This is a genomic window from Mycobacterium zoologicum (genome assembly GCF_020181635.2).
Taxonomy (GTDB): domain Bacteria; phylum Actinomycetota; class Actinomycetes; order Mycobacteriales; family Mycobacteriaceae; genus Mycobacterium; species Mycobacterium zoologicum.
Genome location: NZ_JAYJJS010000016.1, coordinates 101,094 through 116,734 on the forward strand (window position 1 = coordinate 101,094; position 15,641 = coordinate 116,734).

Here is a 15,641-nt window from a genome sequence, read left to right on the forward strand (position 1 = left end):
CCTAGGCGGGCGCCATCGCTGTGGCCACGGGCGTGAGATCCGCGGAAAGCCCGGCGAGACGCCGGATCTCGACGAACTCCTCGACCATCGCCGAAGTCACCTCATGCGGGTCGTCGACCGTGGCGGTGTCGGTCAGCACCGAGATGTTGAGCTGGTCGACGTAGCTCCACACCGTGATGTTGATCCCGCTGCCGGCGGTCAACGGCCCCACCGAGTAGATCTCGGTGACCTGGGCGCCTCCGACACGGCCGCGCTCCCGCGGGCCGGGCACGTTGGAGATGTTGAGGTTGAGCACCTTGTTCTGCCCGTCGAGCGCGTCGAGTTTCTCGAACATCGACTCGGCCAGCTTCGGCGGGAGGTAGGCCGCCCATTTGCTGACCAGTTCCGGCCCGAGCAACTCGTAGCCCTCTTTGCCGAGGGTGGCCGCCTCGCGGGCCCGCTGGACCCGTTGCAGCGGATCTTCGACGTCGACCGGCAACGCCACCAGCACCCCGGAGAACTTGTTGCCGGAGATGCGATCCGGCGAGAAGTCGTAGCTCATCGGTACCGACGCCAGCAGCGGCTGGTCGGCGTGTCCGTCGTAGTGCAGCGACAGCCTGCGCATCGCCCCGGCCGAAACGGCCAGGACCAGATCGTTGATCGTCACGCCGAGCTTCTTGCTGGTCTCCTTCACGTCGGCCAGTGCCAGAGTGGCGGTGGCGAACCGGCGCTCGGCGGTGATCCTGTGGTTCATGAAGCTCGCCGGCGGCGTGAACGGGCGGGTCAGCTGGGACAGTTTCCGGTTGCTGCGGCGCACCCGCCGCATGCCCTGCGCGGTGTAACCGATGGTGGCCGGGATACGCCGGAGTTGGCGCAGATGGTCCCGGAACGCCGACCGCACCAACTGGGCACCGCTCGGCGGCGGATCGGTCCGATAGGAGTCCTGATCGACCTGCGGACCCGACGTCAGATCCATGCCTTGAGCCATCAGATTCGCCGAGGCGACGCCATCGGCGAGCGCATGGTGGATCTTGCCGACCACCGCGATCCGCTTGTTTGCCAGACCCTCGATGAAGTACATCTCCCACAGCGGGCGGCTGCGGTCGAGCGGGGTGCTGGCGATCTCCCCGATGGCCTCGTCGAGTTCGCGGCGACCACCCGGGGCGGGCAGCGACCACGGCCGGATGTGATAGGTCAGGTCGACTTCGCAGTTCTCCCGCCACATCGGGTGGTGGAACTTGCCCGGGATGTCGACCAATTGGTAACGGAACGGGTCCAGCTTGTAGAGCCGACTATGGATCACCCGGCGGAAGGTCTCCACGTCGAAGCCCTGCCGATCGGCGTCGAGCTCGATGATCGCCACCTTGAGGGTGTGCATGTGCACGTTCGGCGTCTCGCTGTACAACAAGACGGCGTCCCACCCGCTGAGCCGCTTCACCGCCGGATCACTCCCATGCACGGACCCTATCGCGAGTTCTGCGACAAGGCGGCTCAGATGACCTGTTTGCCGCCGATCGTGGTGCGATCGCGGTGAATCTGATTGAGGAACAAGCCGATTGCGGTGCTCACCGCACCGGTGCGGGCGCCGTCGGTCATGTCGAAACCGTGTCCGGCACCGGGCAGTTCCAGGTAGCCGACTTTGGAGCGCGACCCCGCCCGCAACCGGTCTGCGAACTCGCGGGCCTGCTCCACCGGGATCACCGTGTCGGCGCTGCCGTGCACCACCAGGAACGGCGGCGCGTCGGCGTGCACCCGCGCGATCGGCGACGCCTTGCGGTACAGGTCGCGGTGGCGGCGCAGCGACCGGCCGACCACCACCCGCTCCAGGAAGTCGACGAACGCGACGCGCTCGGGGGTGGACTGGTCCTGCCAGTCGTAGCGCCCGTAGATCCCGACCACGGCGTCCACCGAGGTGTCGGCGCCGGCGGGCAGCTTCTCGGCGTACTCCCGGTCTCCGGCTGTGCTGCCGGTCAGGCCGGCCAGCGCGGCCAGATGCCCGCCGGCCGACGCGCCCGCCACGGCTACGAAGTTGCGGTCGCCGCCGAACCTGTCGACGTTGGCGTGCGCCCAGGAGATCGCGGTCTTGACGTCGACGATGTGGCGCGGCCAGCGGTTGTGCGGCGCGACCCGGTAGTCGATCGACAGGCACACCCAGCCCTGCTCGGCCAGGTGGGACAGCATCGCGTAGCCCTGCAGAAACCGGCTGCCGTGCACCCAGGCACCGCCGGGCACATAGATCAGCACCGGAGCCGGGCCGTCGGGAAGGTCCTGGCGCCGCCAGACGTCGAGCACCTGGGCCGGGTCGCTGCCGTACTGCACGCCGGAACGGTAGATGTTCCGGCGGTGCTGCAGCGCCTTCCAGAACGGCGGAGCCTGCTCGGGCTCGGGCCAGTCGATGTCGAGGTCGGAGGCCGAGACCACCCCGCGCAGCGCGGCGTCGCTCACCTCGCGAGTCTGCTCGCGTTCGCGCTTGCGGACGGCGCCGATGCCCGGGGTGAACCAGGACTTGGCCGTGGACGACAGGATCTGCGGCATGTGCCGGGCGCCCCACACGCTCATCGCGGTGACGCCGCCGAGCGGCTCCAGGCTCTTGCCCACCACCGGCAGCGACGCCGAAGCAACACTGACTGCCAGCAGGTAGTCGGCGGGCCGGGCTCGCTTGAACCAACGCAGGCGAGCAGACATCTTGGACCCGGAAGTACGGGTTCCCGGTGATGCGGCCATTCGGGCACCATACCCCGGCGCCGGGCGAGTCCTAAGGGACTCCTGCGGAAAGACGCGGGGTTCGGTTAATACTTGCCGGATGCCGACATCTGCGTTTCACCCTGACCTGCGTCGAATCGCCCGCTTCACGCCCCGCAGTGTGGTCGGCCCGCGCTCGCTGCGGCTGCTGAGGATGCTGAGCAGGCTGCAGCCGTCACCGCGTTCGGTGGACGTCGAGGTGCTGCCCCTGGGCCCGGGCGCGAACGTGCGGGTGCAACGGCCCCGCTCGGCCAGCGGCCCGGGTCCGGCCCTGCTGTGGATCCACGGCGGAGGCTACGTGATCGGCAGGGCCACCCAGGACGACGGCCTGTGCCGCCGGTTCAGCCGCGAACTGGGTATCACAGTGGGTTCGGTGGACTACCGGCTCGCCCCCGAGAACCCCTACCCCGCCGCACTGGAGGACTGCTACGCGGCGCTGTTGCGACTGGCCGGGCTGCCCGAGGTGGACGGGACCCGGATCGCGATCGGCGGGGCCAGCGCCGGAGGTGGCCTGGCCGCGGCGCTGGCGCTGCTGGCCCGCGATCGCGGCGAGGTGGCACCCGTTCTGCAGCTGTTGTCCTATCCCATGCTCGACGACCGCAGCGCAGCCCTGCCCGCCAACCGCGACTACCGCTTGTGGTCACCGGCGTCCAATGCCTTCGGCTGGGCGTCCTACCTGGGCGACGCCGACCCGGCGGTGGCCGTCCCGGCCCGCCGCGAAGACCTGGCCGGTCTCGCGCCGGCCTGGCTGGGCGTCGGGAGCCTCGACCTGTTCCACGACGAGGACGTGGCCTACGCACGGCGACTGCAGGACGCCGGCGTGCCCTGCCAGCTGGAAGTCGTCGACGGGGCATTCCACGGATTCGACCTGTTGACCGCCAAAGCCTGTGTGTCGCAGGCCTATTTCGCCAGCCAGTGCGACAGTCTTCGGGCCGCGCTCAGAACTGCAGCGCCGTGAATCGCCAGTCCAGCACCTGACGATCCGAGTCTTGGCCGACGGCGTACACCAGCGACCGCAGCCCCAGCACGTTGTCGACGGCCGATTCGACGTGCAGTTCGCTGTAGAGAGTGTCGCCTTCGTGGACGGGTCCGGTGTGGTCGCAGGACTGCCAGCCCAGCACCGTCGCCAGGTTCGGCAACGCCCTGCTCGCCTGCGCCAGCGCCAGACCGATGGTGTGACCACCGTAGACCAGCCGCTGACCAGCTACCCGCGAATCATGATGGGTGGCAGCGATATTGAGCGTCAATCGGGCCAGTTCCGGGGCGGAGCTGACCACGTCGCCGGTGCTGGTCAGCACGGTTCCTTTCACACCCGCATCGAAGTGCGGCCCCGGCACCCGCCGGCGGAACTCCGCGGCGTCCCAGTCGGCGGTGACACCGTGCGGCGGCACCAGTCCGGCGCCGACCGCGGACAAGTCGTCGTCATGTCCGGTATCGGGCGCATCCGGTGCCAGCGGCAGCATGGCGCAGCGATAGAAGTCGAGCACCAGCCGGTCCGCCTGGTCCACAGTGGTCACCCGAAGCGCCGCCAGCCCCGTGCGCTCACGCCCGGGTTTGGGTGAATTCTGTTTCAGTCCAACAACTTCGGTACGGGTGAACAGGGTGTCACCGATGATCGGGAACCGGCTGAAGGCCAGTCCGCGGTAGAACAGGTTGGCCTTGACCCGCCGGGTCGCCAGCGTGGACTGCCCGATGGCGACGTCGCACACCAGAGCGGGGTGGGCCAGCGGCGCCGTCGTCCCGGCGACCGCCCGGGACAGCTCGGCGTCCAGCGGCAGCCGCAACCGATCCCCCAGAATCGCCTGGTGCAGCGCGGCCGCGCCGGGGGTCAGCGTCATCGCCGGGGCGGTGTCGAAAACCTGGCCGGTTCGCAATTCGTCGAAGTAGGGGCCACTGGTCATCGCAGAATCCTGACATACGGTGAACCGATGAGCCCCACGCTGACCGACGAAGAGTCACTCCTGGTCGACACCGTGCGCCAGTTCATCGACCGGGAGGTGCGCCCGACGGTCCGTGACGTCGAGCACGCCAACACCTACCCGCAGGCCTGGATCGAGCAGATGAAGCAGCTCGGCATCTACGGACTGGCGGTGCCCGAGGAGTACGGCGGAACACCGGTGTCGATGCCCTGCTACGTGCTGGTCACCCAGGAATTGGCGCGCGGCTGGATGAGTCTGGCCGGTGCGATGGGCGGACACACCGTCGTCGCCAAGCTGCTGACCCTGTTCGGCACGCAGGAGCAGAAGCGGCGCTACCTGCCGGCGATGGCGACCGGGGAACTGCGGGCCACCATGGCGCTGACCGAGCCGGGCGGTGGCAGCGACCTGCAGAACATGTCCACCACCGCCGTGGCTTCGCCGGCCGACCCGGACCTGCTGGTGATCAACGGCTCCAAGACCTGGATCTCCAACGCCCGGCGGTCGGGTTTGATCGCGCTGTTGGCCAAGACCGATCCGGCCGCGACGCCGAGGCATCGGGGGATTTCCATTGTGCTGGTGGATAATCCGATCACCGGGCTGTCGATCTCACGGGATCTGCCCAAGCTTGGCTACAAGGGCGTCGAATCGTGCGAGCTGAGTTTCTCCGACTGCCGGATACCGGCGGCGGCGGTGCTGGGCGAAGCGCCCGGCCACGGCTTCGCCCAGATGATGAAGGGCCTGGAGACCGGCCGCATCCAGGTGGCCTCGCGGGCGTTGGGGGTGGCCACCGCCGCACTGGAGGATGCGCTGGCCTACGCCCAGACCCGGGAGAGCTTCGGGCAGCCGATCTGGAAGCACCAGAGCGTCGGCAATTATCTGGCCGAGATGGCCACCAAGCTGACCGCCGCCCGCCAGCTCACCCGGTATGCCGCCGAACGCTACGACAGTGGACAGCGCTGCGACATGGAGGCCGGGATGGCCAAGCTGTTCGCCTCGGAGACGGCCATGGAGATCGCCTTGAACGCGGTGCGCATCCACGGTGGTTACGGTTATTCCACCGAGTACGACGTCGAGCGGTACTTCCGGGACGCGCCGCTGATGATCGTCGGCGAGGGCACCAACGAGATACAGCGCAATGTCATTGCCGCACAACTGGTTGCCCGCGGCGGGATTTAGCGCACTCCGCTTCAGCCCGAATACTTGGTCACCAGTTCGTTCTTGTAGAGCTTGCCGGTGTCGGTGCGCGGCAGCTGTGCCTCGAAGGAGATCGACCGCGGGCATTTGTAGTGCGCCAACCGATCCCGCAGCCAGCCCAGCAGTTCGTCGGCGAATGCGTCGGTGGCGTCGGCCGGGTCGACCGTCTGCACCGCGGCCTTGACGGTCTGGCCCATCTCATCGTCTGGGATGCCGAACACCGCCGCGTCCATCACCTTCGGGTGGGTGATGAGCAGGTTCTCGGCCTCCTGGGGGTAGATGTTCACCCCGCCGGAGATGATCATGTGGTGCCGGCGGTCGGTCAGGTACAGATACCCGTCGTCGTCGAGATAACCGACGTCGCCGACGGTGGCCCAGCCGCGGCCGTCACGTGAATTCGCAGTCTTGTCAGGGTCATTGAGGTACTCGAAGGCGTTGCCGCCCTCGAAGTAGATCTCACCGGGTTGGCCCGCCGGCAGCTCGTTGCCATCCTCGTCGAGGATGTGCACCACGCCGATCATCGGCTTGCCCACCGAGCCCGGGTGGGCCAGCCAGTCCTCGGCGCTGATCAACGTCGAGCCGTGTGCCTCGGAGGAGGCGTAGTACTCGTCGACGATCGGGCCCCACCAGTCGATCATCTGCTTCTTGATCTCCACCGGACACGGCGCCGCGGCGTGCATCACCCGCTGCAGACTGGAGACGTCGTAGGAATTCCGCACCGCTTCAGGAAGTTTCAGCATCCGGGTGAAGTGCGCCGGGACGAACTGGGCGTGGGTGACCCGGTAACGCTGGATCGCATCGAGGCAGCCCTCCGGGTCGAACTTCTCCAGCACCACGGTGGTGATGCCGGCAGCCTGTGCCTGCATGGACCACACCGACGGCGCGGTGTGGTACAGCGGCGCGGGGCTCAGATAGACCGAGTCGGGGGTCATCCATACCGACACCAACATCGCCATCAGGCCGGGCGCCTCGGCGGGTGGTAGGTGCGGCAGCGCCCGCTTGATCCCCTTGGGCCGCCCGGTGGTGCCCGACGAATACTGCAGCAGGTCGCCTTCGATCTCGTCATCGATGGGCGTATCAGGCTGGTCGGCAACGCATTCCGGGTAACGCTGCCAGCCGTCGAGGTCATCATCGGCGATCAGCAGCAGGCCGGGTAGGCCGTTGGGGAGATGCTCAGCCAGGCCTTGGCAGGTCATGCGCAGCGCCGCGGAACCGATGACGCCCTTGGCGTTGCTGTTGTCGATGATGTAGCCGGCCTCGGCCGCGGTCAGGTGGGTGTTGATCGGCACGTAGTACAGACCGCTGCGCCGCGCCGCCCACATGACCGTGAAGATGTGCTCGTTGTTCTCCATGAGGATCGCAACGGTGTCGCCCTCGGCCAGGCCGGCGCGGCGGAAGAAGTGCGCCAGCCGGTTGGCACGGGCTTCCAACTCGTCGAACGTGACGACGGTGCCCGACGGGTGAAGGATGATCGCCGGTTTGCCGGCACCGACATGTTCGCGGATCTGCATGCGCAGACTGTACCGCCGGCCAACTTGACGGGTGTCAAGTGGTTGGGGTCAGTGGCCGCGAGCGTGCGCAGATGTACGCGGATCAGCAGCGTGTCGCGTACAGACACGCACGGTCGGCGTAATCGGGGGTCAGCCCAGGCGCTGCTTGAGGGCGTCGAACTCGTCGCGCAGGCCGGTGGGCAGCTTGTCGCCGATGAACTCGAACCACTCCTCGATCAGCGGCAGCTCGCGGCGCCACTCGTCGGCGTCGACCTTCAGCGCGGCGTCGACATCGGCGGCGTCGATGTCCAGCCCGGCCAACTCCAGGTCGGAGGCGTGCGGCACGGTGCCGATCGCGGTCTCCTGACCGCCGGCCTTGCCCTCCACGCGCTCGACGATCCACTTGAGCACCCGGCTGTTCTCACCGAAGCCCGGCCACAGGAAGCGACCGTCGTCGCCACGACGGAACCAGTTGACGAAGAACACCTTCGGCAGCTTGGACTCGTCAGCGCTCTTGCCGGTGTCGATCCAGTGCTGCATGTAGTCGCCGGCGTTGTAGCCGATGAACGGCAGCATCGCCATCGGGTCGCGGCGCACCTTGCCCACCGTGCCCTCGGCGGCCGCAGTCTGCTCGGAACCCATGGTGGCGCCGATGAACACGCCGTGCTGCCAGTCGCGGGCCTGGCTCACCAACGGCACCGTGGTCTTGCGCCGGGCGCCGAACAGGATCGCCGAGATCGGCACGCCCTGCGGGTCATCCCACTCCGGAGCCAGGATCGGGCACTGCGACATCGGGGTGCAGTACCGCGAGTTCGGGTGTGCCGCAGGCGTTCCCGCCTCCGGCGTCCAGTCGTTGCCCTTCCAGTCGATCAGGTGCGCCGGGGTGTCGCCGTCGATACCCTCCCACCACACATCGTTGTCATCGGTGTGAGCGACGTTGGTGTAGATGGTGTTTCCGGCTTCGACGGTGATCATCGCGTTCGGGTTCGAGCTGCGGCTGGTGCCCGGTGCCACCCCGAAGAAACCGGCCTCGGGGTTCACCGCGTAGAGCCGGCCGTCCTTGCCGAACCGCATCCAGGCGATGTCGTCACCGAGCGTCTCGGCCCGCCAGCCCGGGATGGTCGGCTGGATCATCGCCAGGTTGGTCTTGCCGCACGCCGACGGGAATGCCGCGGCCACGTAGTAGGCCTTGTTCTCCGGCGAGATCAGCTTGAGGATCAGCATGTGCTCGGCCAGCCAGCCCTCGTCGTGGGCCATCGCCGAGGCGATCCGCAGCGCGTAGCACTTCTTGCCCAGCAGCGCGTTGCCGCCGTAACCCGAACCGTAGCTCCAGATCTCGCGGGTCTCGGGGAAGTGGGTGATGTACTTCTCGGAGTTGCACGGCCACGGCACGTCCTTCTCGCCGGGGGCCAGCGGGGCGCCCACCGAGTGCAGGCCCTTGACGTAGGCACCGTCGGTGCCGATCTTCTCCAGCGCCGCGGTGCCCATCCGGGTCATCACCTTCATCGACGTCACCACGTAGGGCGAGTCGGTGATCTCGATCCCGAGCTTGGGGTTCTCGGCGCCGAGCGGGCCCATGCAGAACGGAATGACGTACATGGTGCGGCCGCGCATGCAGCCCCGGTAGAGCTCAGTCATGGTGGCCCGCATCTCGTCCGGGTCCATCCAGTTGTTGGTGGGGCCGGCGCCTTCGGCGGTGCGGCTACAGATGAAGGTGCGTGACTCGACGCGGGCGACGTCGGCGGGGTCGGAGACGGCCAGGTAGGAGTTGGGCTTCTTCTTCTCGTCCAACTTGACCGCCGCACCGGAGTCCACCAGCTGGGTCATCAGCCGGTTCCACTCCTCCTCGGAACCGTCGGACCACTCCACCCGGTCGGGCTGGGTGAGCTCGGCGACCTCCTGGACCCAGGCGAGCAACTCGGCGTGCTTCGTGGGGGCGGTGTCCAGACCTGGGATGGTCGCTGAGGTCATTGAGCTCTCCTGTGTAACCTGTGTCACTTGTGGGCATTGCCGCAGATCGCGTCGCGTCCCACCTCCTATACCGCCATTAAATAAGAGATTACCGTCAATAGCCACACGGATCGAAACAATCACAACTCGGGCGCTCGGTCACCCGATCCCGCGGTGTCCGCCGGACCTGATTCATGCAGCTCAGCGCAGACAATGGCCAGCGCCCGCCGCAACATCGGCAACTGACGATCCCGCACCGCACTGGCACGGGCGGTGGCCGAGGCGTGTTCAGCGAGTTCCCGGTCCAGCCCGGCGATCCGGTCGGCGGCATCAGTGGCCTCGGTCTCGTTGCGCTCCGCCAGTTCGGCGGTCAGCGTCGTCTCGGCCGCCACCACCCGCAGCGCGACCAGTTCGGCCAGCGCCGACCCCAGCGCCCCGGTGGCCTCGCCCACCCAGCGATCCAGCAGCGCCCGATCGCGCAGCAGCCCGCGGAGCCGCACCACCCACACCGTGACGGCCACCCCGATCACCACACAGGCCACCGCCCCGGCCGCGGCCAGCCCCGGGGCCAGGTGCGCGAACAACCGGCTCAGCGTCAGCGCCACACCCCCACCGAAGCCGACCCCCAACAGGGTCATCAGCTGCGTTTCCAGCCGCCGTGATCGCAATGGCGGCGCACCGGCCTCGACCTGCGGCAGGGCGGCATCGGACGCCGGTACCCCGGACAGGCCCAGTTCGTGGGCGACGTCGGCCAACTGCTCGGTGACACCCTCGTCGACCTCGGCCACGACCTCCGACAACCGCTCGCCGACATAGTCGGCGAATTCGTCCAGCCGCCGACGCGTCATGCCCGCGGCGTCCTCGGCGAGCTCGCCGCGCACCGAGGCGCACCGCTTGCGCGCGAAGTAGCCGAGCTGCACCCGGGCCGTCGCGATCCGGCTGCGCAACGCGATCACCCGCTCCGATTTCGACAACCGCCGCTGCCGCAACACCTCGTCGCGCTGCTCTTGAAGCAGTGCCACCCGCGCCCGCCGCCCGTCCGCGCGGGCGTTGCGGTCGATCCGGTCGGCGTCGGTGCGCAACTGGAACTCCCAGGACCGCAACCGGTTACGTCGTTGCAGATCGCTGTCTTCGAGCTGCTTGGTCAGCTCGGCGGCCAGGTCGTCGATGAGCGGTTCGCCTTGCGCGGGCGCCGCGGCGGCACCCACCCAGGCGACGTCGCGGTAACGCGGCGAATATTCCGACAGCACCTCGCGGGCCACGTCCTGCATCTCCCGCCACTGCTGGTGGGCGTCGATCTTGGACACCACCCCGATCACCACGTCGGTGTGGGCGGCCGCGGCGTCGAGCAGCGCGCAATCCGACCGGGTCAGTGCCGCCGCGGCCGACACCACGAACACCACCGCCGCCGGTACCTCACCCGGTCCCATCTCGGTGGCCTCGACCACCTGCCACCCCGGCAGCCGGTCGGCCAACGCCACCGCCACCGCACTGACCCCGGCCAGCCACGGGCCGGTCACCAGCACCACCTCGCTGCGCCGCACCGCCGGCGGCCGCACCCCGGGGGCTACCTGCGTCACCAGGGCGTCCACCCGGGCTACCGGATCGTCGGTCATGAACGGCCCGCCGTCGCGGCCCATACCCGCAGCGATCCCCGGGCGATATCGCCGGCGCAGGCTCGCCCGGTGGCGTCCAGCGGCATGCTGCGACAGCCGTGCCACCGACGTGCCCGCCGCAGCGACGGTTCACCCGCCAGGCAGTGCGCTGCCATCACGGCTTCGGCCGCGGCCATCCGGGCCGCCACGGTGTCATCGGCGATCAGAAACTCGTGGATCCGGTCGTCACCGACCGCGCACGCCTGCAACCGGGCCACCGCATCGGTCATCCGCCGGTGGTGCACGGCGGCACCGAGCGCCGTCAGGCGCGCGACGACGTCGTCGACGCCACTGAGCGGGCGCAGATCATCGCCGGCCAGTGCGGACAACGCGGACATCGGCACCCACGGCACACCCAGCGCCGCCGCGACGCGCACGTCCACACCGGACACGTCCACCTTGTTCAGCACCGCCAGCACCGGCCGGCGCGACGCGGCCAGTGCGGTCCGGTCCTCGGGTTTGACCACTTCGGCGACCACATAGACGTCGACGTCGGCGTCCCCGGAGGGCTCAGCAGGCGCGACGACATTGACCCCGGCGCCGGCCAGCGCCGCGGCGACGCTGCGCCGGCCCACCCCGCGCCGGCCGCGCACCGCGACCCGCAGCGGCGCGGTGAGGCTCACGGCCATCGCCGACAGCCGCGGATCGCACAGGTCGGCAGCCAGTCCGGTCAGCTCATCGGCGAAGAGCTGGTGCGCCTGTGCCACGACCATGCCTCCCATCGAGGCCATGGTGTCAGCTGCGTCGTCGGCACGCGAGTCACCCGGTGAGTAAGCAACTGTTGGGTATCAATGTGAACCGCGAAGTGGGTCCCGGCGGCTTCATGGGTCACCATGGACGGCATGCATGCGCAGCGCGACGTCGAGCCGGCGGCCGACATCGAGGCCCCGCCGACCCCGCGTCGCGCCCGAAACTTCCATGTCCGCTACCGGCACTCCGCGCTGTCCACCGGCCAGCGCGAGAGGTGGGACCGGCTCTGGCCAGAGCTGGGCGGCGACGCGATGCCCGACCGGCGTGAACCGCTGGACCTGCGCCGCTGGTTCGGTCGCGACGCCCCGGTGGTGCTGGAGATCGGCTGCGGAGCCGGCACCTCGACGGCGGCGATGGCCCAGGCCGAACCCGACCTGGACGTGATCGCCGTCGAGATCTACGAACGTGGGCTGGCGCAGTTGCTGTCCGCGATCGACCGCGACCAGCTGACCAACATCAGGATGCTGCGCGGCGACGGCCTCGACGTGCTCGAACACCTGCTCACGCCGTCGTCGCTGATCGGGGTACGGGTGTTCTTCCCGGATCCGTGGCCCAAAGCGCGCCACCACAAGCGCCGGCTGCTGCAGCCGGCCACCATGGCGTTGATCGCCGACCGCCTGCAGCCGGGCGGAGTTCTGCACGCGGCGACCGACCACGCCGGCTACGCCGAGCAGATCGCCGAGTCCGGTGACGGTCAGCCCGGCCTGCGTCGGGTGCCACCCGGCTCCGACCTGCCGATCTCGGTCGAACGCCCCACCACCAAATACGAGGCCAAGGGACGCAACGCCGGCAGCGCGATCAACGAGTTCGTCTGGCAGCGGCCCCGATGATCGCGGCCGAACTGGACGCCTCGGCGACCGAGGCGATCGCGCCCGAATCGCGGCGGGTGCTGCTGGTGTGGGACGCCCCGAACCTGGACATGGGCCTGGGCGCCATCCTGGGCCGGCGCCCGACCGGGTTGGAGCGGCCTCGCTTCGACGCGCTGGGCCGCTGGCTGCTGAGCCGCACCGCTGAGATCTCGGCGGGTCACCCGCAGACCCCGATCGAGCCCGAGGCGACGGTGTTCACCAACATCGCCCCGGGCAGTGCGGACGTCGTCCGGCCGTGGGTGGAGGCGCTGCGAAACGTGGGTTTCGCCGTCTTCGCCAAACCCAAGGTCGACGAGGACAGTGACGTCGACGCCGACATGCTCGAACACATCGCCCTGCGCAGAGAACAGGGGCTGGCGGGGGTGGTCGTGGCCTCCGCCGACGGCCAGGCGTTCCGGGAACCGCTGGAAGAACTGTGCTCGGCCGGCGTGGTTGTTCAGGTGCTCGGATTTCGCGAACATGCCAGCTGGGCGCTAGCCTCGGAGAGCCTGGAGTTCGTCGACCTGGAAGACATCCCTGGTGTTTTCCGGGAGCGGCTGCCGCGAATCAGCCTGGATTCGCTGCCGGAGCAGGGGGCGTGGTTGCAGCCGTTCCGCCCATTGAGCTCGCTGCTGAACTCGCGAGAGTGACACACTGGAGAGCCTGAACCACAGACGCAGGTCCAAAGATGTCGCAACAGAGATGTAGTGAGGAGCGTATAGGTGTTCGCCTGGTGGGGTCGAACTGTATACCGCTACCGGTTCATCGTAATCGGCGTGATGGTGGCGCTCTGCCTCGGTGGCGGCGTCTACGGCATGAGCCTGGGCGACCACGTCACCCAGAGCGGGTTCTACGACGAAGGCAGTCAGTCGGTCCGGGCGTCGATCATCGGCGACGAGGTCTACGGCCGGGACCGTACCAGCCATGTGGTGGCGGTTTTCGCCGCCCCGAAGGGTGAGACCGTCGACGACAAGGCCTGGTTCGACGGGATCAAGGACGAACTGAACAAGGTCAAGGAAGACCACCCCGACCAGATCCTGAACTGGGTCGGCTACTTCACCAATCCAGAAGCCCTGGCCAATATGGCCGACGCGGAAAAGCAGCATGCTTTCGCGTCGATCCAGATCAAGGGTGACGACGACGACACCATCCTCAAGAACTACCAGGTGGCCGAACCGGACCTGCAGAAACTCGACGGCGGCAAAGTCGAACTCGGCGGTCTGCAACCGATCGCCAGTGAACTGACCGGCACCATCGCCACCGACCAGCAGCGCATGGAGGTGCTGGCGCTGCCGCTGGTGGCGATCGTGCTGTTCTTCGTGTTCGGCGGGGTGATCGCCGCCAGCCTGCCGGTGATCGTCGGCGGTTTGAGCATCGCCGGCGCAACCGGCATCCTGCGCTTCGCCGCCATGTTCGGGCCGATCAACTTCTTCGCCCAGCCGGTGGTCTCGCTGATCGGCCTGGGTATCGCGATCGACTACGGCCTGTTCGTGGTGAGCCGGTTCCGTGAAGAGATCGCCGAGGGCTACGACACCGAGGCGGCGGTCCGCCGGTCGGTCATGACGGCCGGACGCACCGTGGTGTTCTCGGCGGTGCTGATCATCGTCTCCGGTGCCAGCCTGCTGGTGCTGCCGCAGGGCTTCGTCAAGGCGATCACGTACGCGATCTTCGCCTCGGTCGGCCTGGCCGCGCTGCTGTCGATCACCCTGCTGCCGGCCATCCTGGGCGTGCTCGGGACCAACGTCGACGCTCTCGGGGTCCGAACCCTTTACCGGATTCCGTTCCTGCGGGACTGGGAGTTCTCCAACCGCATCATCGGCTGGTTCGCCGAGAAGACTCAGAAAACCAAGACCCGCGAAGAGGTCGAGGCCGGATTCTGGGGCAAGCTGGTCAACTTCGTCATGCAGCGACCACTGGCCTTCGCCATCCCGATCGTGGTCGCGATGATCCTGCTGATCATCCCGCTCGGAAAACTGACGTTCGGCGGCATGAGCGAGAAGTACCTGCCACCGGACAACACCGCCCGGGTGGCCCAGGAGCACTTCGACGAGACCTTCCCGACGTTCCGCACCGAGAAGCTGACGCTGGTGATCAAATCCGACAGCGGCAAAGACGTCACCGACCAGCAGGTCGCCGACATCCGTAACCGGGCCATGGCGATCAGCGGATTCGTCGTCCCCGAAGACGACCCCGCCGGCATGTGGAAAGAACGCCCCTACCTGCCCGGTGCCTCCAAGAGCCTGACCACCCGGGTGATCGAGAACGGCCTGGAAGACCGCAACGAAGCCGCGGGCAAGATCAAGGCGTTGCGCGCCCTGAGTACACCGAAGGGCCTCACCGTGCTGGTCGGCGGCACCCCCGCCCTGGAGCAGGACAGCATCCACGCGCTGGTCGATAAGGGACCGTTGATGCTGGTGATCCTGCTGACCACCACCACCCTGCTGATGTTCCTGGCATTCGGCTCGCTGGTGCTGCCGCTGAAGGCGGCGGTGATGAGCGCTCTGACTCTGGGCGCGACGATGGGCATCCTGACCTGGATGTTCGTCGACGGCCATGGCGCGGGGCTGCTTAATTTCACCCCCACACCACTGATGGTGGTGGTGATCGCGCTGGTTGTCGCCGTGGGTTGGGGCCTGGCCACCGACTACGAGGTGTTCCTGGTCTCCCGGATGGTGGAGGCCCGAGAATCCGGGATGTCCACCGCCGAGGCGATCCGGATCGGCACCGCCACCACCGGCCGCCTGATCACCGCGGCCGCACTGATCCTCGCGGTGGTGGCCGCGTCCTTCGTGTTCTCCGACCTGGTGATGATGAAGTACCTGGCGTTCGGCCTGATGGCCGCGCTGCTGCTCGACGCCACTGTCATCCGGATGTTCCTGGTCCCGGCGGTGATGAAGCTGCTCGGCGACGACTGCTGGTGGGCCCCGCGCTGGATGAAGCGCCTGCAGAACCGGATCGGGCTCGGCGAGATCCGGCTGCCCGACGAGCGGCGGAAACTGACCCGCCGCGCCGCGCCCGCCATGGTGGCGGCTGCCCCGGCGGGTGCCGGCGCGGCACGGCCCACGCACGACCCCCCCCACCCCCCCCCCGGCCACCCCCCGCCCCCGGCCAACC

General features: G+C 68.3%; 12 protein-coding genes. 5 read left to right on the forward strand and 7 right to left on the reverse strand.

Annotation, left to right across the window (positions count from 1 at the left end; all coding sequences use genetic code 11):
• Position 1: 1 nt before the first annotated feature.
• Positions 2–1,417, reverse strand: a complete 1,416-nt coding sequence (locus K6T84_RS14420; RefSeq protein WP_225401110.1) for a WS/DGAT/MGAT family O-acyltransferase — start codon at positions 1,415–1,417, stop codon at positions 2–4.
• 53 nt (positions 1,418–1,470) lie between these two features.
• Positions 1,471–2,703 (reverse strand): alpha/beta hydrolase, encoded by a 1,233-nt coding sequence (locus K6T84_RS14425; protein ID WP_225401109.1) that lies wholly within the window; start codon positions 2,701–2,703, stop codon positions 1,471–1,473.
• Between the two features lie 79 nt (positions 2,704–2,782).
• Between K6T84_RS14425 and K6T84_RS14430 the strand changes: the two genes are divergently transcribed.
• Complete coding sequence (locus K6T84_RS14430; RefSeq protein WP_225401108.1) at positions 2,783–3,679, forward strand: alpha/beta hydrolase; 897 nt, start codon at positions 2,783–2,785, stop codon at positions 3,677–3,679.
• Here the strand turns inward: K6T84_RS14430 and K6T84_RS14435 are convergent.
• Positions 3,660–4,622 (reverse strand): MaoC family dehydratase, encoded by a 963-nt coding sequence (locus tag K6T84_RS14435; protein ID WP_225401107.1) that lies wholly within the window; start codon positions 4,620–4,622, stop codon positions 3,660–3,662. The genes K6T84_RS14430 and K6T84_RS14435 overlap by 20 nt on opposite strands.
• A gap of 27 nt (positions 4,623–4,649) precedes the next feature.
• Between K6T84_RS14435 and K6T84_RS14440 the strand changes: the two genes are divergently transcribed.
• A complete protein-coding gene (locus tag K6T84_RS14440) occupies positions 4,650–5,816 on the forward strand; it encodes an acyl-CoA dehydrogenase family protein (RefSeq protein WP_224864030.1) in 1,167 nt (388 codons plus the stop codon).
• 11 nt (positions 5,817–5,827) lie between these two features.
• Here K6T84_RS14440 and fadD4 read toward each other — a convergent pair whose 3' ends face one another.
• The 4 genes from fadD4 to K6T84_RS14460 all read right to left on the reverse strand — a co-directional run bounded on the left by fadD4 (position 5,828) and on the right by K6T84_RS14460 (position 11,651).
• A complete protein-coding gene (gene fadD4, locus K6T84_RS14445) occupies positions 5,828–7,345 on the reverse strand; it encodes a fatty-acid--CoA ligase FadD4 (RefSeq protein WP_224864029.1) in 1,518 nt (505 codons plus the stop codon).
• A gap of 129 nt (positions 7,346–7,474) precedes the next feature.
• Positions 7,475–9,295, reverse strand: coding sequence for a phosphoenolpyruvate carboxykinase (GTP) (locus tag K6T84_RS14450; RefSeq protein WP_225401106.1), 1,821 nt, complete (start codon positions 9,293–9,295; stop codon positions 7,475–7,477).
• Between the two features lie 119 nt (positions 9,296–9,414).
• The gene (locus tag K6T84_RS14455; RefSeq protein WP_225401105.1) at positions 9,415–10,890 is read right to left on the reverse strand and encodes a hypothetical protein; all 1,476 of its coding nucleotides are present in this window, start codon (positions 10,888–10,890) and stop codon (positions 9,415–9,417) included.
• Positions 10,887–11,651: a hypothetical protein gene (locus K6T84_RS14460; protein ID WP_224864026.1), complete on the reverse strand. Its 765-nt coding sequence runs from the start codon at positions 11,649–11,651 to the stop codon at positions 10,887–10,889. Before K6T84_RS14460 ends, K6T84_RS14455 begins: the two co-directional genes overlap by 4 nt.
• Before the next feature lie 120 nt (positions 11,652–11,771).
• Between K6T84_RS14460 and trmB the strand changes: the two genes are divergently transcribed.
• The 3 genes from trmB to mmpL3 form a co-directional block, all read left to right on the forward strand.
• Positions 11,772–12,509: a tRNA (guanosine(46)-N7)-methyltransferase TrmB gene (gene trmB, locus K6T84_RS14465; protein WP_225401104.1), complete on the forward strand. Its 738-nt coding sequence runs from the start codon at positions 11,772–11,774 to the stop codon at positions 12,507–12,509.
• Positions 12,506–13,177: an NYN domain-containing protein gene (locus K6T84_RS14470; RefSeq protein ID WP_224864024.1), complete on the forward strand. Its 672-nt coding sequence runs from the start codon at positions 12,506–12,508 to the stop codon at positions 13,175–13,177. Before trmB ends, K6T84_RS14470 begins: the two co-directional genes overlap by 4 nt.
• A gap of 72 nt (positions 13,178–13,249) precedes the next feature.
• Positions 13,250–15,641 (forward strand): trehalose monomycolate exporter MmpL3 (mmpL3, locus tag K6T84_RS14475; protein WP_329786698.1); only part of this gene is annotated, 2,392 nt, incomplete at its 3' end.